This is a genomic window from uncultured Tateyamaria sp. (assembly GCF_947494755.1).
Lineage (GTDB): Bacteria > Pseudomonadota > Alphaproteobacteria > Rhodobacterales > Rhodobacteraceae > Tateyamaria.
This window is the reverse complement of record NZ_CANLVZ010000008.1, coordinates 111059-132884: the sequence shown is the minus strand read 5'-3', so window position 1 is coordinate 132884 and position 21826 is coordinate 111059. Positions and strand designations below refer to the sequence as shown.

Annotated in this window: 24 protein-coding genes; 15 read left to right on the top strand and 9 right to left on the bottom strand. The window is 61.0% G+C overall.

The window, feature by feature from the left end; all coding sequences use genetic code 11:
• Positions 1-88: 88 nt before the first annotated feature.
• Positions 89-826 (bottom strand): IclR family transcriptional regulator, encoded by a 738-nt coding sequence (locus tag Q0908_RS11910; protein ID WP_299284332.1) that lies wholly within the window; start codon positions 824-826, stop codon positions 89-91.
• 141 nt (positions 827-967) lie between these two features.
• On the opposite strand from Q0908_RS11910, the gene Q0908_RS11905 reads away from it, so the two are divergent.
• The 10 genes from Q0908_RS11905 (at position 968) to Q0908_RS11860 (ending at position 9519) form a co-directional block, all read left to right on the top strand.
• A complete protein-coding gene (locus Q0908_RS11905; protein WP_299284329.1) occupies positions 968-1807 on the top strand; it encodes a cyclase family protein in 840 nt (279 codons plus the stop codon).
• A complete protein-coding gene (locus tag Q0908_RS11900) occupies positions 1807-2157 on the top strand; it encodes a cupin domain-containing protein (protein WP_299284326.1) in 351 nt (116 codons plus the stop codon). Before Q0908_RS11905 ends, Q0908_RS11900 begins: the two co-directional genes overlap by 1 nt.
• The gene (locus tag Q0908_RS11895) at positions 2154-2939 is read left to right on the top strand and encodes an SDR family oxidoreductase (RefSeq protein WP_299284323.1); all 786 of its coding nucleotides are present in this window, start codon (positions 2154-2156) and stop codon (positions 2937-2939) included. The genes Q0908_RS11900 and Q0908_RS11895 overlap by 4 nt, the downstream gene beginning before the upstream one ends.
• Positions 2939-3871 (top strand): 3-hydroxyacyl-CoA dehydrogenase family protein, encoded by a 933-nt coding sequence (locus Q0908_RS11890; RefSeq protein WP_299284320.1) that lies wholly within the window; start codon positions 2939-2941, stop codon positions 3869-3871. Before Q0908_RS11895 ends, Q0908_RS11890 begins: the two co-directional genes overlap by 1 nt.
• A gap of 134 nt (positions 3872-4005) precedes the next feature.
• Positions 4006-5277: an ABC transporter substrate-binding protein gene (locus Q0908_RS11885; protein WP_299284317.1), complete on the top strand. Its 1272-nt coding sequence runs from the start codon at positions 4006-4008 to the stop codon at positions 5275-5277.
• A 6-nt stretch (positions 5278-5283) separates the two neighbouring features.
• Positions 5284-6012: an ABC transporter ATP-binding protein gene (locus Q0908_RS11880; protein ID WP_299284314.1), complete on the top strand. Its 729-nt coding sequence runs from the start codon at positions 5284-5286 to the stop codon at positions 6010-6012.
• On the top strand, positions 6005-6715 hold the full coding sequence (locus Q0908_RS11875) for an ABC transporter ATP-binding protein (protein WP_299284311.1): 711 nt from the start codon (positions 6005-6007) through the stop codon (positions 6713-6715). Before Q0908_RS11880 ends, Q0908_RS11875 begins: the two co-directional genes overlap by 8 nt.
• Positions 6712-7578: a branched-chain amino acid ABC transporter permease gene (locus Q0908_RS11870; RefSeq protein ID WP_366869091.1), complete on the top strand. Its 867-nt coding sequence runs from the start codon at positions 6712-6714 to the stop codon at positions 7576-7578. Before Q0908_RS11875 ends, Q0908_RS11870 begins: the two co-directional genes overlap by 4 nt.
• Positions 7575-8585 carry a branched-chain amino acid ABC transporter permease gene (locus Q0908_RS11865; RefSeq protein ID WP_299284308.1) on the top strand — a complete coding sequence of 337 codons (1011 nt, stop codon included), beginning with the start codon at positions 7575-7577 and terminating at the stop codon, positions 8583-8585. Before Q0908_RS11870 ends, Q0908_RS11865 begins: the two co-directional genes overlap by 4 nt.
• A gap of 4 nt (positions 8586-8589) precedes the next feature.
• Positions 8590-9519, top strand: coding sequence for a 3-keto-5-aminohexanoate cleavage protein (locus tag Q0908_RS11860; protein ID WP_299284305.1), 930 nt, complete (start codon positions 8590-8592; stop codon positions 9517-9519).
• Between the two features lies 1 nt (position 9520).
• Here the strand turns inward: Q0908_RS11860 and Q0908_RS11855 are convergent, their stop codons facing one another.
• The 5 genes from Q0908_RS11855 to leuD form a co-directional block, all read right to left on the bottom strand.
• Positions 9521-10492: a DMT family transporter gene (locus Q0908_RS11855; RefSeq protein ID WP_299284303.1), complete on the bottom strand. Its 972-nt coding sequence runs from the start codon at positions 10490-10492 to the stop codon at positions 9521-9523.
• A gap of 171 nt (positions 10493-10663) precedes the next feature.
• Positions 10664-11770, bottom strand: a complete 1107-nt coding sequence (leuB, locus tag Q0908_RS11850; RefSeq protein WP_299284300.1) for a 3-isopropylmalate dehydrogenase — start codon at positions 11768-11770, stop codon at positions 10664-10666.
• Positions 11771-11803: 33 nt separating this feature from the next.
• Entirely contained in the window at positions 11804-12808 is a 1005-nt protein-coding gene (locus Q0908_RS11845; RefSeq protein ID WP_299284297.1) for an endonuclease/exonuclease/phosphatase family protein, read from the bottom strand.
• A 29-nt stretch (positions 12809-12837) separates the two neighbouring features.
• The gene (locus Q0908_RS11840) at positions 12838-13674 is read right to left on the bottom strand and encodes a hypothetical protein (RefSeq protein WP_299284294.1); all 837 of its coding nucleotides are present in this window, start codon (positions 13672-13674) and stop codon (positions 12838-12840) included.
• A gap of 294 nt (positions 13675-13968) precedes the next feature.
• Positions 13969-14574 carry a 3-isopropylmalate dehydratase small subunit gene (leuD, locus tag Q0908_RS11835; RefSeq protein ID WP_299284291.1) on the bottom strand — a complete coding sequence of 202 codons (606 nt, stop codon included), beginning with the start codon at positions 14572-14574 and terminating at the stop codon, positions 13969-13971.
• A 96-nt stretch (positions 14575-14670) separates the two neighbouring features.
• Between leuD and Q0908_RS11830 the strand changes: the two genes are divergently transcribed.
• Complete coding sequence (locus Q0908_RS11830; RefSeq protein WP_299284288.1) at positions 14671-14886, top strand: DUF2945 domain-containing protein; 216 nt, start codon at positions 14671-14673, stop codon at positions 14884-14886.
• A 37-nt stretch (positions 14887-14923) separates the two neighbouring features.
• Here Q0908_RS11830 and leuC read toward each other — a convergent pair whose 3' ends face one another.
• A complete protein-coding gene (leuC, locus tag Q0908_RS11825; RefSeq protein WP_299284285.1) occupies positions 14924-16330 on the bottom strand; it encodes a 3-isopropylmalate dehydratase large subunit in 1407 nt (468 codons plus the stop codon).
• 400 nt (positions 16331-16730) lie between these two features.
• On the opposite strand from leuC, the gene Q0908_RS11820 reads away from it, so the two are divergent.
• From Q0908_RS11820 to rlmH, 3 genes are all read left to right on the top strand, one after another.
• Complete coding sequence (locus Q0908_RS11820; RefSeq protein WP_299284485.1) at positions 16731-18011, top strand: mechanosensitive ion channel domain-containing protein; 1281 nt, start codon at positions 16731-16733, stop codon at positions 18009-18011.
• A 195-nt stretch (positions 18012-18206) separates the two neighbouring features.
• Positions 18207-18566, top strand: coding sequence for a ribosome silencing factor (gene rsfS / locus Q0908_RS11815; protein ID WP_299284282.1), 360 nt, complete (start codon positions 18207-18209; stop codon positions 18564-18566).
• An 11-nt stretch (positions 18567-18577) separates the two neighbouring features.
• On the top strand, positions 18578-19048 hold the full coding sequence (gene rlmH / locus Q0908_RS11810) for a 23S rRNA (pseudouridine(1915)-N(3))-methyltransferase RlmH (RefSeq protein WP_299284279.1): 471 nt from the start codon (positions 18578-18580) through the stop codon (positions 19046-19048).
• Between the two features lie 118 nt (positions 19049-19166).
• Here the strand turns inward: rlmH and Q0908_RS11805 are convergent, their stop codons facing one another.
• Both Q0908_RS11805 and Q0908_RS11800 read right to left on the bottom strand, forming a co-directional pair.
• The gene (locus tag Q0908_RS11805; protein WP_299284277.1) at positions 19167-19523 is read right to left on the bottom strand and encodes a hypothetical protein; all 357 of its coding nucleotides are present in this window, start codon (positions 19521-19523) and stop codon (positions 19167-19169) included.
• Between the two features lie 37 nt (positions 19524-19560).
• Positions 19561-20259 (bottom strand): DUF599 domain-containing protein, encoded by a 699-nt coding sequence (locus tag Q0908_RS11800; protein WP_299284274.1) that lies wholly within the window; start codon positions 20257-20259, stop codon positions 19561-19563.
• A gap of 84 nt (positions 20260-20343) precedes the next feature.
• Here Q0908_RS11800 and Q0908_RS11795 point away from each other — a divergent pair, with 84 nt between their 5' ends.
• A complete protein-coding gene (locus Q0908_RS11795) occupies positions 20344-21792 on the top strand; it encodes an FAD-linked oxidase C-terminal domain-containing protein (RefSeq protein ID WP_299284271.1) in 1449 nt (482 codons plus the stop codon).
• Positions 21793-21826 lie beyond the last annotated feature (34 nt).

The window sequence follows — 21826 nt, the reverse complement described above, 5'->3', positions numbered from 1 at the left end:
TTCGTCCGATCTTTGGGGAACTGTCGGATAACTGGACAGATCTGTCCAGTGCTTTCGCGACATCAATTTGGTCGGAGACGACCGCGTGTCAGACAGGTTCAGACAGGTGCCGATGGATTGCGTCGGTCAGGCGATCTTTCACGCGCGCGTAGCGGCTGGCGGGCACGGGCGTGGAGAGTGCATAGATGTCGCCGTTGCCGTCCTCGATGGCCAGTCCAAGGGCGCAGACTCCGTCGGTATGCTCGCTTTCATCGCGGGCAAGCGCGCCCTGACGGATATCTTCGACTTCGCGCAGGATCGTGGCGAGCGGTTTGGCCGTGTCGCTCTCCAGCTCCGCCAGGATCAGTCGCGTCGCGCGGGCGGGGTCCATACAGGCCAAAGCGGCTTTGCCGTTGGCGGTGGTTGTCAGGGGAAAGGATTCGCCGATGCTCGACACCGCGCGCAGGCGTTGACTGCCCACGATCTGATCGATGAACAACATCTTGTCCCCGTCAAGAATTGCCAGATCAACCGTCTCGCCGGTCTCGTCCGATATGCGTTTCATGATGGGACGTAGACGGTCACGTATATCGGTGGAGGCCGCTTGGGCGAGACTTTGAATCTCGGGGCCCAACCTGATTCCCCCATACCCCTTATCGGTTGAAATGAAGCCCTCGACCGTCAGTGCTGCCACGATCCGCTGTACCGTAGAGCGGGCCAATCCGACACGCGTAGCGATCTGCCCAAGGCTGAGGCCATCGGTCTCCTGACCCAACAGACGCAAGATCGTAGCTGCACGCGAGATCACCTGAATTCCTTGATTTTTCGAGATTTCTTGGATGCTCATATGTGGTTCTACCCTTGTGTCAGCCCGTTGTCTTGACGTGCTCAGCCTCAGAAATCATGCCCGACAAATCAGTCCTTGACCGCTATATGATACATTTGCACCATATTGTGAAACACCTTTAACCGGTTTTGGGAGGAACGGATGGTCGTTAATATTCGCGGGATCGATTTTCAGGAAAACGACAACAACGATATGGGGCTGGAGTTCGTGAACCTCAGTCACCGCTACGGGTTCCAGTGCCCCAACTGGCCGTATTTCAAAGACGTCCAGATCGACCGCAAGCACTACATGGCCAAATCCGGCGTGCTGAGCCAGACAATCACGACGACCATGCACGTCACCACTCACATTGATGCACCCGCCCATGTGGTTCAGGGCACGCCGTTCATCGACGAGGTGCCGCTGCCGCATTTCTTTGGGTCCGGTCTGGTGGTCAGCATCCCCAAAAAGAAATGGGAAAGCATCACCGGCGACGATCTTGAAAAAGCCTGTGGCCACGCGATCCGCAAGAATGATGTGCTGATCATCAACACGGGCTGGCACAAGCAATATGAGGATGGCGATTACTTCGCCTATTGCCCGGGCCTCGTGCCGTCTGCCGCCGATTGGATGGTCGAAAAAGGGATCAAGGTTGTGGGTCACGACACCCAAGCCAACGACCACCCGCTTGCGACCGCGATCGGCCCGCAGCGCAACGGCCCCATCCTGCCGCATCTGGAAAAGGAATACCTCGAATGGTCGGGCGGTACGCCGTGGGACGAGGATTTCCCCGAATGGGAACCCGTCCACCAGAAGCTGTTCACCAACGGTATTCTCGGCATCGAGAATGTCGGCGGCGATCTGGATCGGGTCACGGGCAAACGCGTCACCTTCGCCTTCTTCCCGTGGAACTGGGATCGCGGCGATGGGTGCATCATCCGTCTGGTTGCCATGATGGACAAGGATCAGGGCTACCGGATCGAGGCGGGCGAGGCGTTCTGATGCACCTCAAGCGCTTTGCCGATGCGACCGCTTACGAGGCCCCGAACCATTGGGGTGTCACCGGCCTGCGCCTACAGGGATTTGAGGATGGCGGCCCGGAGAATCAGTGGGTGGGGTTTTCCCAATTCCTGCCCGGCGGCGGTGCAGGGCCAGACGCGACCCCATTCGAAAAGGTCTACGTCGTTTTGGAGGGTGAGATGACAGTCAGCGTCGATGGCACTGACACCGTGTTGGGCGCGATGGACAGTTGTACGATCCCGCCCGGCGAGGTGCGCAAGATCGAAAACCGCAGCAACCACGTCTGCAAGATGCTGGTCGTGATCCCCTACCCCGAAGGAGGACGACCATGAGCCTCGACAATCCCATGTCGTTCTTCGACGTCTCCGGCAAGGTTGCGCTGATCACAGGCGCGTCGGGCGCATTCGGGGCCGTTGCCGCGCGCTGTTTGTCCGGGGCCGGGGTCAGGGTTGTGCTGGCGGCGGGCAATGCCGATGCGATGGCCGAGGTTGCGGCCACCTGCACGGGGCGAACGCATCAGATCAATGCGCGTCCCGACAGTGAGGCGGCCTGCGCCGCCATGGTCGAGGAAGCCGTGGCGACCTTCGGCCAACTCGATATTCTCGTTGTCGCCTCGGGCATGAACAAGGTGGCCAAGATCGGCGATATGGACCCCTCGACCTTTGAGGGTGTCATGGACGCCAATGTCACCCAAAGCTGGCTGATGGCGCGGGCGGCAGCAGGTCAGATGCAGGCGCAGGGCGCAGGCGGCAAGATCGTCCTGATGTCCTCGGCCCGTGGATTGCTGGGCCACCCTGCGGGCTACACCGCCTATTGCGCCTCGAAGGCGGCCGTAGATGGAATGACCAAGGCTTTGGGATGCGAACTCGGCCCGACGGGCATCACGGTGAACGCGATTGCGCCCACTGTCTTCCGCTCTCCTCTCACCGCGTGGATGTTCGAGGACACACCCGAGGCCACGGCTGTGCGCGACGGCTTCCTATCGCGCGTGCCCAAGGGCCGTTTGGGCGAGCCCGAGGACCTGGCAGGCCCACTTCTGTTCCTATCCTCGCGCGCGTCGGATTTCTACACCGGGCATATCCTGTACGCCGACGGCGGGTATACGGCGGGCTGATGGGTGCAGCGGCAAATATCGCGGTCATCGGGGCCGGTTTGATGGGCCACGGCATCGCGCTGACATTCGCGCGCGCGGGGCACGATGTGCGCGTCACCGATCCCATGACCGACACCTTGCGCAGCGTGCTCGAGCGGGTGGCGAGCAGTCTCGCGCTGCTTGGCGCGGACGAGGGCGAGATTTCCGACGTCCTGCCCCGCATAACCTTGTGCGATGCAGTCGCCGAAACTGTGCAAGACGCCATGTTCGTGATCGAGGCGGCACCGGAAAAGCTGCCCCTGAAACAGGCGATCTTTGCAGAAGTCGAAGCGCATGCGCCTGCTGACGCCATCCTCGCCTCCAACACCTCCGTCATCCCGATCACGCAGATCATGGGGGGCCTGTCGGGCCGCCACCGTGCGCTCGGCACCCACTGGTGGAACCCGCCGCACATGATCCCGCTGGTGGAGGTGATCAAGACGGAATGGACGCACCCTGGCCAGGCCAACGCCATGGTCGCGTTGCTGAGCGGGGCAGGCAAGACGCCGGTGATGGTCGAAAAGGACGTGCCCGGCTTTATCGGCAACCGCTTGCAGCACGCGCTGTGGCGCGAGGCGGTTTCGCTGGTCGAGAACGGGATCTGCACCGCTGAAGCGGTTGATGATGTGGTCAAGGCGAGTTTCGGGCGGCGCATGGCGGTGCTGGGGCCGCTTGAGAACGCCGATCTGGTTGGGATCGAGCTCACGCAAGACATCCACAATCAGGTGCTCGGCGATCTGGATGCCACGCCCCGCGCTTCGCATTATTTGCAGACCCTGCTGGATCAGGGGCGAACCGGCATGGCGTCAGGGGCCGGATTTCGGGACTGGGGGCCTGATGATCTGGCGGAGACGAAGGCGCGCATTGCGCATCATTTGAGCGCGCTGGATGCGCTACTGGACCTCAAAACATAACAACAAGGTATATAGATCAGAGAAAGCCGTAATAATTTGCGAAACGGAACATGATATTCCGAACAGAAACACAGACGGCTTTGCGCCCTTCGCGGCGCATCAGACCACACCATACATCTCAGGGAGGAGACGCTATGAAAACGGGAACAACCAGAAGACAGATCCTAGGCGGTTTGGCGGCAACTGTCGCATCGCCAGCCATCCTGACGGCAACGCGCGCCTATGCGGATAATCCAACGATCCGCGTCGGTTTCGTCACCCCATCGACCGGCCCACTGGCCGGGTTTGCAGAGGCGGATGACTATATCCTTGACGGTCTGCGCGCGCATTTTGCGGGCGGCGTGACGAACAACGGCAAGTCCTACAACATCGAGATCATCAAGAAGGACAGCCAGTCCAACCCCAACCGGGCTGCCGAAGTGGCTGCCGAACTCATCCTGTCGGACGAGGTCGACATCATCACCGCCGCCGCAACGCCCGACACCACCAACCCGGTCGCCGATCAGGCCGAAATCAACGAGGTGCCCTGCGTCACCACCGACGCGCCCTGGCAGCCCTATTTCTTCGGGCGCGGTGGCAACCCGGCCGAAGGGTTCCGCTATACCTACCACTTCTTTTGGGGCCTTGAGGACGTCATCACGAACTTCACCGGTCTGTGGAGCAACGCGGGCGTGGCCAAGAAAGTCGGCGGGCTGTTCCCCAACGATGCGGACGGCAACGCATGGGGCGATCCTGAACTGGGCTTCCCCAAGCCACTTGCCGCGCAAGGGTTCGAGTTGGTCGATCCGGGTCGGTTCCAGCCGCTGAACGACGACTTCTCAAACTACATCGCCGCGTTCAAGGACGCAGGCTGCGAGATCGTGACGGGCGTGATGATCCCGCCGGACTTCGGCACCTTCTGGGCGCAGGCCGCGCAACAGGGCTTCAATCCCAAGGTTGCGACCATCGGCAAGGCGCTGCTCTTCCCGTCGGCCATCGAGGCGCTTGGGGATCGCGGCGTGGGCCTGACCACGGAAATCTGGTGGTCGCCGAACCACCCGTTCTCGTCCTCGCTGACGGGCACGTCAGCAGGCGAACTGGCCAATGGCTTCACCGCCGCCACCGGGCGGCCCTGGACCCAACCCATCGGGTTCAAGCACGCGCTGTTCGAAGTTGTTGCGGACGCCATCGCGCGGGCCGAGGATCTGGACGACCCGGATGCCATTGCCGCCGCAATCAAGGGCACGAACGTGTCGACCATCGTCGGCGACGTGAACTGGTCCAACGGCCCGGTGCCCAACGTGTCCAAGACGCCGCTCGTGTCCGGGCAGTGGCAACGGCAGGGCGATGGAGTCGAGCTTGTGATCACCAACAACGCTCACGCGCCGAACATTCCGGTGGGCGGCGAATTGCAGCTGCTCGGATAGGCCCACATGTCCGCCCTGTTATCCGTCGCAGGTTTGCGCAAGTCGTTTGGCGCCGTTGTGGTTGCCGACGACACCAGCTTTGACATCGCGCAAGGCGAAGCTGTCGGCATTCTGGGGCCCAACGGGGCGGGCAAGACATCGCTGTTCAATCTCGTGACCGGGGCGCTCAGCCCGGACGCCGGGCGGATCACGTTTCAGGGGCAGGACATTTCGGCCACCTCCGCCGCACGGCGTTGCAAGATGGGGATTGCCCGGTCATTCCAGGTGCCCCAACCCTTTGGCGGGATGACGGTGTTTGAGAACGCGTTGGTCGGTGCAGTCGAAGGGGCCGGGATGCGCGGGCATGAGGCCGAGGCGCATGTGCTTGCCGTTCTTGAAGACACAGGCCTGCTCGCCAAGGCCAATATCCGCGCCGGCGCGCTTACCCTGCTGGATCGCAAGCGGCTGGAAATGGCGCGTGCGCTGGCGGCGCGGCCCAAGCTGCTGCTGCTGGACGAGATCGCGGGCGGTCTGACCGAAGCGGAATGCACCGCCCTGATCGACACGATCAAGGCCGTACATGCGGGTGGCACCACGATCATCTGGATCGAACACGTGGTCCATGCGTTGCTGGCCGTGGTCGAACGGCTGATCGTGATCGACTTCGGCAAGAAGATCGCCGAGGGGCCGCCCAAGACGATCATGGACAGTGCCGAGGTCAAGGAAATCTATCTGGGGGTCGATCCCGATGTCTGATCCGGTGCTGCAACTCGCGGGCCTCGATGCCTATTACGGAGATTTTCAGGCGCTTTACGGCGTTGATATGGAAGTGAACGCGGGTGAGGTGATCGCAATCATCGGAGCCAACGGGGCGGGCAAGACCACGCTGATGCGTTCGATTTCGGGGTTGTTGCCCAATGCTGCCGATCAGGTCCTGTTCAAGGGGCAACCCATCGGGGCGTTGCGCGCCGATCAGGTGGCCTATGCCGGTGTGGCGCTGGTTCCGGAGGGGCGGCAGTTGTTCGCCTCGCTCTCGGTTGAGGAAAACCTCAAGCTCGGCGGTACTGTGGGGCGGCAGGGGCCGTGGTTCCTAGAGGCGGTCTATGGCCTGTTTCCGATCTTGAAAGAGCGCCGCAACCAGCCCTCGACCTCGCTATCTGGCGGACAGCAGCAGATGGTCGCCATCGGCCGTGCCCTGATGTCGAACCCCGAGGTAATCCTGTTTGACGAGATCAGTCTGGGCCTTGCCCCCGTCATTATCAAATCCATCTATGAGGCGCTGCCGAACATCGTGAGCGGGGGCATGACGGCCATGATCGTCGAGCAGGACGTCACCAAGGCGTTGTCGGTCTCGTCCCGCGTCTATTGCCTGCAGGAAGGGCGCGTGTCGTTGTCGGGCCGGGTCGAGGACATCACCCGCGACCAGATCACCGCCGCCTATTTCGGAGTGGCCGCATGATCGAATGGCTCAACGCAATTGTGCAGGGGGTCCTGCTGGGCGGGCTTTATGCGCTGTTTGCCGCCGGCCTGTCCTTGATTTTCGGGGTGATGCGGCTGGTCAATATCGCGCACGGCGACCTGATTATTCTGGCGGCTTACTTGGGGCTGAGCACCACCGTGATGCTGGGCGTGCATCCGTTCGTGGCTTTGTTGGTCGTTATGCCAGCCATGGCCGGGATCGGCTACGTGCTGCAACGGGGCCTGTTGAACCAGACTCTCGGGACGGACATTCTGCCGCCCTTGCTTGTCACCTTCGGGCTATCGGTGATCCTGCAGAACGCGCTGCTCGAAGGTTACACCGCCGATCCACAGAAGCTGTCCGCCGGATCGATCGAAACGGCGAGCCTGTCGGTCGGGGGCCTGTCCCTCGGGGTGTTACCGCTGCTCACCTTTGCGATGGCCGTCGCGGTGATCGCCGGACTGCAATGGATATTCTACGCAACTGCCCTCGGCCGTCAGTTCCGCGCGGTGTCCGACAATCAGGACATCGCGCAACTGATGGGGCTGAACAAGGCGCATGTGTTCGGGCTGGCCATGGCGTTGGCGCTCGCCGTCACGGCGATTGCGGGCATCATGCTGGGTGTACGCACCAGCTTTGATCCGTCCATCGGTGGCGGGCGTCTCATCTTTGGGTTCGAGGCGGTGATCATCGGCGGGCTTGGCAACATCTGGGGCACGCTTGCGGGCGGTGTGATCCTGGGCGTGGCGCAAACCATCGGGGCCAAGATCGACCCCGGTTGGCAGGTTCTGGCGGGGCACATCGCGTTTCTGGTCGTACTGGCCATACGCCCCAACGGCCTTTTCCCGAGGGTCGAGCATTGAGCGCCCCGGTCGTCACCCGGGCCACGCGCGCCAGCCGCGTTGCGATGATTGTAGCCGCACTGGCCGTGATCGTGCTGGCGCTTGCGCCGTGGTGGGCTGGGCGGGCCGATCTGCGCCTGATGGGCGAGATTTTTCTCTATCTGTCACTCGCGTGCCTGTGGAACCTGATGGCGGGCTATGCGGGCCTTGTGTCAGTCGGGCAGCAGGCGTTCGTGGGTTTTGGTGGCTATATGCTGTTCGCGCTGACGATCTTTGGCGGGCTGCACCCGATCGTGGCGATCCTCGGATCCGGCGTGCTGGCGGCGATGCTGTCGGTGCCGGTGGCCGCGCTGATCTTCCGCCTCAAAGGGGCCTATTTCGCAATCGGTACGTGGGTCATGGCGGAGGTTTTCCGCCTTACATTTGCACAGATTTCCGCTCTTGGCGGCGGGTCGGGGACCTCGCTGCCGGTTGATGTGGTGCGCTCGCTCGCGGACTCGCGGTCGGGGCGGGAGGCGTTCAGCTACTGGCTGGCGCTTGGCGCGGCGATCACCGTGATCGCGTGCGTCTACCTGTTCCTGCGCTCGCGGCGCGGGCTTGCGCTGACGGCGATCCGCGACAGCGAAGTTGCCGCCTCGGGCCTCGGTATCGACATCTGGCGCACCAAGCTAGAGGTCTATGTCGTAACCTCCGCCTTCACAGCCATCATCGGCGGACTGCTGTTCCTGCAAAAGCTGCGGATTTCGCCCGATGCGGCCTTTTCGGTCAATGACTGGACGGCTTTCGTGATCTTTATCGTGGTCATCGGGGGCATCGGCACGCTCGAAGGGCCGATCATCGGAACGCTTATCTTTTTCCTTCTGCGCGAAACGCTTGCCGATTTCGGCACCATCTATCTGATGGTTCTGGGCGCGGTGGCAATTGTCGTCATGCTGAAGGCCCCCAAGGGAGTGTGGGGGTTGGTGCGCGACCGCTACGATCTGGAACTGTTCCCGCTGAGTTATCGCGTGCGCACCAAAAAGGAGTGAGACCATGGCCAGACAGCCCACCATCATCACCTGCGCGGTCACCGGGTCGATCCATACGCCCACGATGTCCGACACATTGCCGCTGACCCAGAACGACATTGCCGAACAGGCCATTGCGGCAGCCGAGGCGGGGGCTTCGATCCTGCACCTGCACACGCGCGATCCGGACGACTTCCGCCCCTCGGTCGAACCGGACCACTACGCGCCGATCCTGGGCCGGGTCAAACAGTCGACCGATGCCGTGCTGAACATCACCACCGGTGGTGCGCCAACCATGCTGATCAAGGAGCGGATCAAGGCGGCCACCAAATTCTCGCCCGAGATGTGCAGCCTCAACATGGGGTCGATGAATTTCGCCTTTCACCCGCTCGCCAAACGCTATGACACTTGGAAATACGGTTGGGAAAAGGATTATGTAGAAGGGTCTGAGGCCAACATATTCCGCAACACATTCGCCGATATTCGCGAGGCCGCAGAGACGCTGGCACCCCACGATATCAAATTTGAGCATGAGTGTTACGATATCGGGCACCTTTATAATCTGAAATACTGCATGGATGTCGGGCTGTTCAAAGCGCCGGTGTTTATCCAGTTCATCTTTGGCATTCTGGGCGGGATCGGGCCCGAGGTGGATAACCTGATCTTTATGAAACGCACGGCGGACCGGCTGTTTGGTGACGACTACCGCTGGTCGGTTCTGGGCGCGGGCGGTGCGCAGATGCCGCTGGCCACGACCGCCAGCCAGATGGGCGGGAATGTGCGTGTCGGGATGGAGGACAGCCTGTTTATCGCCCGTGGCGAACTGGCGGAGTCCAATGCGCAGCAAGTCACCAAAATCCGGCGGATTATCGAGGATCTGGGCTGCGAAGTGGCTACGCCCGATCAGGCGCGTGACATTCTAGCGCTCAAAGGCGGAGACCGGGTCGCGTTCTAATTCACTTGGGCAGCTTGGTCGGTTTGTCCCGGTGCCGCCCGGACGTCATCATGCCGCTCAGGCGGACAAGACCGGGTGTACCCACCCGGCTGCGGGTGCGCAGAACGGGTGTGTTGACCGAGCCACCCCGGCTTTCGCGGAACACGATGAACAGGCCGGAGGCGATGATGATGGCGGCGCCCATGGCGGTGTAGATGTCCGGTGTTTCATCGAAAAAGATCAGCCCATATCCTGTCGCCCAGAGGATTTGTGAATATTGCATGGGGGCGACGATGGCCGCCTCCCCGGTCTGGTAGGCGGCGATGATGAATCGCGCGGCGATCCAAGCCATCGTCGAGATGACGGCCAACAGTCCCAGATGCTCGATCGGCATCGGTTTGTAGACAAAGGCAAGTGCTGCGCCCATCACCACGAAATTGGCCACCATCGGATAGAGCAGCAGAACGGCCGTGCGTTCCTCCCCGCCGATCTTGCGCACTACGATGGATGCGAATGCGCCGCTGAAGGCGGCCAGGATGGCAGCGGCATGGCCCAGAGTGAGGTCTGTCGTGCCGGGGCGCAGCACGACCATCACCCCCGCGAGGCCCACGATCACGGCCAGCCAGCGCGGCAGACGGACCTTTTCGCCCAGGATCGGGATCGACAGCACGGTGATCAACAACGGAGTGGCAAACAGGATCGCATAAGTTTGCGTCAGGGGCAGGTTCGAGAAGGCGTAGAAGGCAGAGACGCCTGTGATCACCGCGCCCACGGTTCGGATCGCCATCCACCATGGATGCACCGGCAGCAAGGTGCCCGGCTTCGAATCCCGCATGATCATGATCGTGGCCAGCGGGAACGACAGCAGGACGCTGAAAAACACGATCTGGATCGGGGAATAGGTCGCCCCGAGCGTCTTGATGAACACGTCATGGGTCGAAAAGATGCCGAAGGCGACGAGGGCCAGCAATGCGCCTTTGATATTGGGTGACATGACTGATCCTTTGGGCTCGGCAACGGCGTTTGGATACCCTTGGCCCGATGGAGATGTCCACTGCGTTAACCGAGGTCACAAGACTGCGATCTAACGACGAAAGAGTGTTCCAGCCTGGGCTCTGGGGGGCGTTCGTGCTGGCGACGCGCCTTGCGCCACCAGCCAGAAGTCTTAGAGGCTCGCGTCGAGAGCGGCCAGAATGGCGTCGCCCATTTCGGTGGTCGAGATCGGTGTGCCACCCTCGGGGCCCATCAAATCAGCAGTGCGCGCGCCGTCGGCCAGCACCTTTTCGATGGCGTCCTCAAGCCGGGTTGCCTCGTCCCCCTGATCAAAGGAATACCGCAGAGCCATGGCAAAGCTGAGGATGCAGGCGATGGGGTTGGCCTTGCCTTGGCCGGTGATGTCAGGGGCGGAGCCGTGCACGGGTTCGTACATCGCCTTGGGCCGCCCGTTCGCCATCGGTGCGCCAAGGCTGGCCGAGGGCAACATGCCCAAAGAGCCGGTCAGCATCGCCGCGCAATCGGACAGGATGTCGCCGAACAGGTTGTCGGTCACAATCACGTCGAACTGCTTGGGCGCGCGTACCAGTTGCATCGCACCGTTGTCGGCATACATGTGGCTGAGTTCCACGTCCGGATAGTCAGTGTCGTGGACCTTCTGGACAACTTCGCGCCACAGAATTCCGCTTTCCATGACGTTGGCCTTCTCCATCGAGCAGACCTTGTTGTTGCGCCGCCGCGCAAGTTCAAAAGCGGAGCGGGCGACCCGGTCAATCTCGGACTCGGTATAGCGTTGGGTGTTGATGCCGACACGCTCGTTGCCCTCTTCGATGATCCCGCGCGGTTCGCCGAAATAAACGCCCGAGGTCAACTCGCGAACGATCATGATGTCGAGGCCCGCGACGAGTTCCGGCTTGAGCGAGGAGAAGTCGGCAAGCGCATCAAAGCATTGCGCGGGGCGCAGGTTGGAAAACAGGTCCATCTCTTTGCGCAGGCGCAAGAGGCCCCGTTCGGGTTTGACCGCGAAGTCCAGATCGTCGTATTTCGGCCCACCCACGGCCCCGAGCAGGACCGCGTCCGCCGCCAGCGCCTTGGCCATTGTGTCGTCGTGCAGCGGTGTGCCATGCGCGTCATAGGCGGCCCCGCCCACAAGGTCGGTTTCCACGTCAAAGGGCAGGTCGCGCTTGGCCGCGAACCAGTCAATGATCCGCGTGACCTGATCCATCACTTCGGGGCCGATGCCGTCTCCGGGCAGGATCAAAAGGGATGGATTGGACATGGGCGAAACTCCTGTGAATGCTTGGGGTTTCGCCTATCCATCCGGGGGTGCCGGGTCAAGGGTGAGGTCCACCCAGACGAGGTGGTGGCGGCTGGCTGTCGCGGCTGTTTCTGTCAGTGGATCATCAGGCGCGGGCCACATCACGCCACTGTCGATGACGCGCCAGTGGGTTGATGGCAGCACGTAATCCACCCGCAGATTTCCCGGCACGGGTTCGGCCCAGTCCGCGGTGTCTGTGCCTTGGGTACCTTTGGGGGCCGGATCCTGCAGACGCGGATCGGTGAGCAGAGAGTTGATTGCTGCCTTGATGCCTTGGCCATCAACAGGGTCCAGATTGGCGTCCCCCGCGATGACAAAGGGGCCGATGGGTGCGATGCCCACCGTCCCGTCGAGCACCTGTTGCCACAGCCGGATTTCATCGTGATTGCGCTTGCCATTGCGATCCTCGGGTCCGTCAAAGACCGGGGGGCTGGCGTGAAAGGTCATCAGGTCGATCACACCCACGGGTGTGTCTATCGGAACGATCCAGTGGGCGGTGGTTGAAAGGCGCTGCGCGGCTTGGGCGGCGTCACCTGGAAAGGGCGCGCCGTTGACCATAGGCAATGTCGGGTCGGGCACGTCACGCCACAACAGGTCCGACAGGTCCTGCACGTCCGTCGCAAGCACGGGAAAGCGCGACAGGATCGCCATGCCGCCTTGCCCGGAGAACCGACCGTAGCCCTGGGCATCGCGCGGGCCGCCAAGCCGCCCGTCGCCGTCCATGTCGAGGCCGGTGGGCATCCCGGTGTTGGGGCGGCGGGCAAAGTGGTGAGGATACTCTGCGGCCTGTGCCAATCGCGACAGGGCCGCGCTGGTCAGGTCATAATCAATGCCTTGCAAGGCTAGAATGTCAGCATCCGCCGCCTTGATAATCGCCAGCACCGCATTGATCTGATCGTCGGTGCCGCGTGCCAGGTCGCGCAAAAGCAGGCCGGGACCATCCCGGCTGAGTTCAGTGTTGTAGGTCGCAATGCGTAACGTGTCTGCCTGCGCCGCCAACCCTGTCAGCAGGGCGGTGACCGTGGCAATCAGACGGTCAGCATATCGCCTTCCGCGTTGGCATAGGCGCGCTTGCGCTGGTCGCGGATCATCTCGGCGATCCGCTGCATCGCGATGCCGCGCATGATCATGCTGGCAGGAAGGAAGGCCCATGCGCTCATCGTCCAGATCAGGGTTTGCGGGTTCTCCAGCGAGATCGGGTTCACCAGGTCTGCCGCCAGTTTGACCACCGCTGGAATAACAAAAGGTAAAAGAAAGCCGAGCGCGATGTTGATCCGCGCATCACGGCTCAGACGACGTAGAACGTCCCCGCCCGCCGTAGGGTCAAACAGAGGCAGGTTCACCCAAACGTTAAAGGCCCCCGACCGCGCGGGCCATCCGAGTACTCGAACCAAGAACAGGAACGCCGTCATCGCAGTCAGCGAAATGAGGTAGGCAAGGCCCGCAGCGGTGCGCACGGATTGCACAATGTCCGCGTCAGCATTGCTGGGCAGCATCAGCACGACGAGGCGCACGGGGCTGTAGGGGAAATCGATGCTGCTGCCCACAATTGTGCCGATGGATGTCAACGCGCCTGTCAGCAATGTGGGGTCAGTCTTGCCTTTGCAGATCACGCTGAGAAGGAAAACCGTCAGGAAAAGCGCGATGAAACGCAGCCGGTTGAATGGGGCTGCATCGCGAAACTCAACGATGCTGGGGCTTTTGGAGTTATATTCGACAAAGGTCATGAAAGCCGCGAAAAGAGCAACCAAAACAGTCGCTTGAGACGAATCAATAGACGCGCCGGGCACAATAAGCGCCGGGGTGGCGACGACCAATGCCACCAAAAAGCCGCGCATTGCTGCGCCAGACAGTCGTGCTATCACGTTTCGATCCCTTCAAACTGGCCAGCCGCGATACGTTGCCGCGAACTTGTTCCAACTTGATCCCACCGGGTCGGGCGGGTGTGCCTCATTCTTGCCGTATTGTTGCCTTGATCGACCCAATGGCTCAAGTGTGTTGGTTAACGAAACGCAAAACCTTGGGCATTTTGAGGGAGGGTGTGGTGCGTTTGTGCATCATTTCTGAGGCAGGAATTTGGCACGGTCCACATATTGTGTGCGGGCCGTGCGGGACCCATATCAGAGCACCGTCTGATGGGCTTTGTGGTTAATGAGGTCTTAAACCCACGGGCGGGCTTGGCTCGCCTCGGCTTCGAACGCGGTGATGCTATCGGCCTTGGCCATGGTGAGCCCGATATCGTCCAGACCTTCCATCAGGCAGTGCTTTTTGAATGCGTCCACCTCGAAGCTGAACACCTCGCCATCTGATGTGGTCACGGTCTGCGCCTCAAGATCGACGGTCATGCGGGCATTGGCCCCTTTTTCGGCGTCCTTCATCAGCACATCGACCGCTTCGGCAGGCAGCGCGATGGGCAGAATACCGTTCTTGAAACAGTTGTTGTAAAAGATGTCGGCGAACGAAGTCGAGATCACGCAGCGGATACCAAAATCCTTGATCGCCCACGGCGCGTGTTCGCGCGATGATCCACAACCGAAGTTGTCGCCCGCCACCAAGATCTCGGCATTGCGATAGGCGTCCTGATTCAGCACGAAATCGGCGATTTCGTTGCCCTGACGGTCAAAGCGCATTTCGTCGAAAAGGTTGGCACCGAGGCCCGATCGCTTGATCGTCTTCAGGAACTGCTTTGGAATGATCATGTCGGTGTCGATATTGACCAGAGGCATGGGTGCCGCGATCCCGGTCAGTGTTTCGAATTTATCCATTGGGTGTTTCCTTTGGCTTGGGGCGCTGCGGGGTCGGGAACCGATCCGATGCGCGCTGTGTTTGCCCTGCAAGACAGACAGATATGGAGAGACGTGATGTCATATAATGAAGGGACGAAGGTCGAATGGGACTGGGGCAACGGCACGGGCACCGGCAAGGTGACCAAGGTCTACACCCAGAAAACGACCCTCAAGATCAAGGGCAGCGAAGTGACCCGCGACGCGAGCGAGGACGAACCGGCCTACAAGATCGAACAGGACGACGGTGACGAAGTCCTGAAGTCCGACAGCGAAGTGCGCAAGGTGTCCTGAGCCCGCTTGGAACGTGGGATGGGCAATATTGCCCATCCTACATCATGTCCCGCACGTCGGTCAGTTTGCCGGTGATCGCCGCAGCTGCCGCCATACCAGGCGATACGAGGTGCGTGCGTCCCTTATAGCCCTGCCGCCCCTCGAAGTTGCGGTTCGAGGTCGACGCGCAGCGTTCGCCTTCGGACAGCTGATCGGGGTTCATCGCCAGACACATGGAACAGCCCGCAAGACGCCATTCGAAACCGGCCTCCTTGAAAATATCGGCCAGCCCTTCTTCTTCGGCCTGGGCGCGCACGAGGCCAGAGCCGGGCACGATCATAGCGCGCATCCCTTCCTTGATCTTCTTGCCCTTAAGGATTTGCGCCGCAGCGCGCAGGTCTTCGATCCGCCCATTTGTGCAGGACCCGATAAAGACCGTGTCGATCTCGATATCCGTCAGCGGTGTGCCGGGTGTGAGGCCCATATAGTCGAGCGAGCGTTGCGCCGCGCCGACCTTGCCGCCTTCGAAATCTTCGGCAGCAGGCACAGTGGCGGTGATGGGCAGCACGTCCTCGGGTGACGTACCCCAGGTGACGACGGGCGCGATGTCCTCGCCCTTGATGGTGATAACTTCGTCCCAATGCGCATCATCGTCCGAATAGAGCGTTTTCCACCACGCCACGGCCGCTTCCCATTGCGCACCTTTTGGTGCGTGAGGGCGGCCCTTGCAGTATTCAAACGTCTTTTCATCCGGCGCGATCAGGCCAGCGCGCGCGCCGCCTTCGATGGCCATGTTGCAGACGGTCATGCGCCCTTCCATGGACAGATCACGGATCGCTTCACCGCAATACTCGATGACATAGCCGGTGCCGCCTGCGGTGCCAGTCTTGCCGATGACGGACAGGGTGATGTCCTTGGCCGTGACGCCGGGCTTGAGCTTGCCGGTGATCTCGACCTTCATGTTCTTGGATTTCTTCTGAATCAGGGTCTGGGTGGCAAGCACATGCTCGACCTCGGAGGTGCCGATGCCATGGGCGAGTGCGCCGAAAGCCCCATGGGTGGCGGTGTGGCTGTCGCCGCACACGACAGTCATGCCGGGCAGGGTCCATCCCTGTTCGGGGCCGACGATGTGCACGATGCCCTGACGGATATCTGACACCGGATAGTAGTGAATGCCGAAATCCTTGGCGTTCTTGTCAAGCGCCTCGACCTGCACACGGCTGTCCTCGGTCATGGTTGCCGCATTGGCGCGGTCCAGCGTCGTGGGGACGTTGTGATCGGGCACGGCGATGGTCTTGTCCGGGGCATGGACGGGCCTGTTTGCCATGCGCAGCCCTTCAAAGGCTTGCGGGCTGGTCACTTCGTGAACGAGGTGACGGTCAATATAGAGCAGACAGGTGCCATCGTCGGCTTCGTGGGCGACATGGGCGTCCCAGATTTTGTCATATAGTGTTTTGGGGGACATGTGGTCCTCTCCCTTGGATCAGATGTGCGGATTTTGAGTGGATGAACAAGGTTGAGCGCGCTTAGGCCCGGGCCAGCACCGTGTGCGTTGCCCCGAAAAAGCGTTCGCGCAGGCGCGCGCGGTCATCCATGTCAAAAAGACGGGTCATGACGGGGTGACTAGCCGGATTCCCCGTGCCGATCAAGCAAGCGTGCAGTGCTGATATGCAGACGGGCGATTGCCTGCCCCGGCGCGGCGTTGCATGTTGGGGCGAAGCAAGAGGGGCGATATGGCCAACCACACGGGCGGTGAGTCCACCAACAACATTGCGGATGCGCTGAATTCGGCGGCAGAGGCGGCGGTCACTGGCAGCAGTGGCAACGGCGATATGTTCGTTGATACCATTCTGTCACTGGGCGAAATGATCCTGGTCGAGATCGACGGGATGTTTCATTCGCTGATGCGGCCCTGGGTCGGCTATCAGGTTGCGATCGTCGTTGGGGTGTTCCTTCTCTCATATGTGTTGCGCCTGTGGCTTGGGCCGCCGATCCGGGCGTGGATGGGTACCCGCGAAGGCTGGCCCAAGTGGCGCATGCGCGTTCTGGTCGTCGTTCACCAACGCCTGCGGGCAATCTTTTTCGTTGTGGTCATGTGGGCCGTTGTGCTGGCCATGCGCGAGTTCACTTGGCCATCGCGGTCCTACATCCTCAGCCTCGTGGCGACGCTTGCCATGGCGTGGTTGTTGGTGGTCTTTGCAACGCGGTTGATCCGCTCGATGCTGCTGCGCCGTGTGGTGCGGATTGGGGCCTCTATCTACGTCACGCTCTATATCCTCGGGATTGTGGATGAGACGGCAGAGGTGCTTGATGCTGCCGCACTCAGCATCGGGGATGTGCGCCTGTCGCTGTTGCTGCTGGTGCAGGGGGCCGTGGTCATCGGGGTGCTGTTTGCGCTCGCCCGGTTCATCACCCAAAGCACCTCGGCCCGGATCAACGCGAACGAGGATATCTCGCCCTCGATGCGGGTGCTGATCGTCAAGGTTGTGCAAATCATATTCTATGCCATCGCATTTTTTGCTGGGGTGCGCGCGCTTGGGATTGACCTGACCGGATTGGCGGTTCTGTCGGGTGCCATTGGTGTGGGTCTTGGCTTTGGTCTGCAAAAGGTGGTGTCGAACCTTGTGTCCGGGGTGATCATCCTGCTCGACAAGTCGATCAAGCCCGGCGATGTGATCAGCCTTGGCGATACATTCGGGTGGATCCAGACGCTTGGTGCGCGCTATGCGTCCGTGGTGACGCGGGACGGGCGCGAATACCTGATCCCGAACGAGGATCTGATCACCGGGCAGGTCGTGAACTGGTCGCACTCGGACGAGTTTGTCCGCCTCGATATCTATTTCGGCACGGCCTATGACGATGATCCGCATCAGGTGCGCAAACTTGCGATTGCGGCCGCGATGGGCGTTGAGCGTGTTTTGTCGAGCCGCCCGCCCGTGTGCCACATGGTCGGATTCGGAGACAGCTCGGTCGATTACATCCTGCGGTTCTGGATCACTGATCCGACGGGCGGGCTGACCAATATCCGGGGCAATGTGTATCTGGCGCTTTGGGACATGTTTCAGGAACACGGCATCTCGTTCCCATTCCCGCAGCGTGAGGTTCGGCTGCTGGGCAAGACGCAGGTGGACATCGCGCCGGATTGAGATTGTCTGCCTTTTGATTGAGCGCAATCGTGCGACGTCGCGGCGGGGCCCCATGCGGTTCATTGAAATGTCACGGTTGCATTGTTACGATAGGACATATCCCAGCGTCGGGGGTTTCGGCGACGCGATGAAAAGGAGGACAATGTCCTGTCAATTTCTGCCGAAGCGGTGCGCGCCGCTGATGGGGCGGCGGCCATGACGGCCAACGCCAAAACGAAAGCCACAAGCGATTTGCTCCTTGAGGCCGTTCTCTCCTCACTTTCCGATGACAAGGCCGAAGACGTGGTGCAGATCAATCTGCGCGGCAAGACCGAGATTGGCGACTATATGGTCGTGTGCTCGGGGCGGTCGTCGCGTCAGGTCACTGCGATTTCGGAAAAGCTGGTGCAGCGGATCAAGGACGAGTTTGGTCATGCCTCGCGGATCGAGGGCAAGGATACCGGCGATTGGGTCCTGATCGATACAGGGGACGTGATCGTGCATGTGTTCCGCCCTGAAGTGCGCGAGTTCTACCAGCTTGAGAAGATGTGGCAGCCCAGCACGGCTGCGAACTGATCGCGCCCTAGATGCGCGTTCATATCTGTGCGGTGGGCCGCCTGCGTGGCGGGCCCGAGGCCGAGCTGATCTCTGATTATGTCACCCGATTTGACCGCACGGGCCGGGCCTTGGGCCTTGGCCCTTTGTCCGTTGTCGAGGTTGAGGATCGAAAGGGCGGGGGCATGCCGGGTGAGGCCGAGGTCTTGCGCCGTGCGATCCCCAAAGGTGCCTTGATCTGTTGTCTTGACGAACGCGGCAAGGTCGAAGCTTCGACCGCCTTTGCGCGCCGCCTTGCCGGTTGGCGCGATGCGGGTCGGTCGGATGTGGCATTTATGATTGGCGGGGCGGATGGGATTGATCCGGCCTTGCGCGCGGATGCGGATCACGCGTTGTCATTTGGCGCGATGGTGTGGCCCCATATGCTGGTCCGGGTGATGTTGGCGGAACAGTTATACCGCGCGGCGTCCATCCTTGCCGGGTCACCGTATCACCGGACCTGATCCCGAGGCCGCTGCGCGACACCATGTTATAGGGGCTTTGCCCCGTCGCTTGCGCGACTCCCCAAGGTATTTTTGGCGAAAGGAAGAAGCAGACTGAGCCTGCTCTGATCGTTTCAGATCAGGGCAGGTTTACGATTGTTGTGCCGTCGTTCCAGCCGCCGGGCAGATCGCGCGCTTGTATTTGCACTTGTGTTGTGCCGGCAGGGACTTTGACGTCATCCAGGCTACGCGTGAAGGGTTGTTCGTTGACATGTGGATGAAACAGGACGCGGACGCCCAGTTCATTGCCATCCATGTCCAGCACGCGCCAGCCATCTGCATAGTGGTCCCAACCGGTATCGGGGTGCCGGATGGTGACAGAGAACCGGTATGTGTCTGCTCCGGTCCGCACCGCCATGACATTTTCGATCACCGGCTCTTCGGCCAGTGCGAATGTGGGAATCACAGCGAGTATGAGGGCGAATAATTTGTTCATAGGGCGCAGTTTACAGGTGTTTGAAACGCTTGTCCCGTTATGTCTTTGAGCGGAGCAAAATGGTACGCGATTGTGATGCAAATTCGCGCCGCCATATCACCGCCAAGGTGAAGAGTGTCGCGATTATCAGCGGGATCGGCCCGGCAAGCCATGTGGCACAGGCCAAGGCGAAATAGACCGACCGCAATCCCCGGTTGAAGGACCTGGCGGCCGTCACGTTCAATTCGCCTGCCTGCGCGGCGCGGGGGCCGCAATTGGCATCTGTGATATCGTTTGGGACCGAGGCCATGACGACAGCCGTGTATCCAAACAGCCGGTTGGCCCAGACGAACTTCAGGAACGCGTTGGTCAGGAATAGTGCGAGGATGACCAGTTTGACCTCCCACACGAAGGCGGGCGTATCCATCAGCACAAGATCGTTGGCGATACCGGTCAGCCGTTCAGCGTTGCCGATCACCGCCAGCGTGCCGCCGATTGCGATCATTGAGGTCGAAGCAAAGAAGGCCGTGCCTTGCCGTAGGTTCGACACGATCTGTGCATCGAAAATCCGTGGTTCACGCGTGATCATCTGACGCATCCATTCCCGCCGGAACTCGGCCATGATCAGGGAGGTCGAGGGATGTTTTGCGCCGGGATGTTCGATCCGCCAGCCGATCAGGGCCCAAGCCGCGATCAACAGTCCAAGGGCGCCAAAATCCAGCGGGTCAAAGAACGAAAGTCGGTCAATCCAGGTCATGGGTGTGCACATACACCGCACCGATAAGGATTGCATCCCGCACAAATTGGTCATATTATTTTACCAATCCTGAGGAGGTCATTCATGGAAATGCCAATCCCTGATTCTGATGTGTTGTCCCGCAAGGCGCGCGTGGTCGAGCGGTTGCGCGGTGTTCTCCCTGCGGATGCGGTCATTGATGATCCGATGGAAACCCGCGCCTATGAATGCGACGCGCTGACGGCGTACCGTTGTCCGCCGATGGTTGCGGTGCTGCCCAGCACAACGGCCCAAGTGTCTGACGTCTTGCGTATTTGTCATGCCGAGGGCGTGCCTGTCGTGCCCCGTGGGTCGGGCACATCGCTGGCTGGCGGCGCGTTGCCCACCGCCGATTGCGTCATCCTGGGCGTGGCGCGCATGAACGATGTGCTTGAGACCGACTATGACAACCGCTTTGTCCGGGTGCAGACCGGCCGCACCAATCTGAGCGTGACGGGGGCGGTCGAATCGGATGGGTTCTTTTACGCCCCGGATCCGTCGAGCCAGCTCGCCTGTGCAATTGCCGGGAACATCGCGATGAATTCGGGCGGTGCCCATTGTTTGAAATATGGTGTGACAACCAACAATCTCATGGGTGTCACTTTGGTGCAGATGGACGGGACCATTGTCGAAATTGGTGGAGCGCATCTGGATTCGGGTGGTCTCGACCTGCTGGGGGTGGTTTGCGGCTCCGAAGGGCAGTTGGGTGTCGTGACCGAGGCCACCTTGCGCATTCTGCACAAACCCGAAGGCGCACGCCCCGTCTTGATGGGTTTTGACAGTGCCGAGATTGCGGGGGCCTGTGTGGGCGACATCATCAAGGCCGGTGTCCTGCCTGTCGCCATTGAGTTCATGGACAAGCTGCTGATCGAGGTCTGCGAGGATTTCGCCAAGGCGGACTATCCCATGTGCGAAGCCTTGCTGATCGTCGAAGTTGAGGGGGCCGAGACCGAGATCAACGACCAGCTCGCGCTGATCACTGAAATTGCCCGTCGACACGATCCCGTTGCGCTGCGCGAAAGCGCATCCCCCGAGGAAAGCGCGCGCATCTGGGCGGGGCGCAAGGCGGCGTTTTCGGCTATTGGCCGTGTCAGTGATTACATGTGTCTGGACGGCACCATTCCTGTCAGCGAGCTGCCTTATGTTCTGCGCCGCATTGGCGAGATGTCTCAGAAATACGGGTTGCCGGTTGGCAATGTGTTCCATGCGGGCGACGGCAATATGCACCCGCTGATCTGTTATGACGCCAACAAGCCCGGCGATCTTGAGATTTGCGAAGAGTTCGGGGCGGAGGTTTTGAAGTTGTGCGTCGAGGTCGGTGGGTGCCTGACCGGAGAGCATGGTGTTGGCATCGAAAAGCGCGATCTCATGACCTATCAATATGCCCCCTCCGATCTGGAAGCGCAGATGGCGATCAAGGACGTGTTTGACCCCAAGTGGCTGCTGAACCCCGCCAAAGTGTTTCCGCTTGCCGTATCGCAACCGCGTCGCAGCGCGCCTTTGGCCGCCGAGTAAGCGGCCAGCCCTTTCCGGATTTTTGGGAACAAGA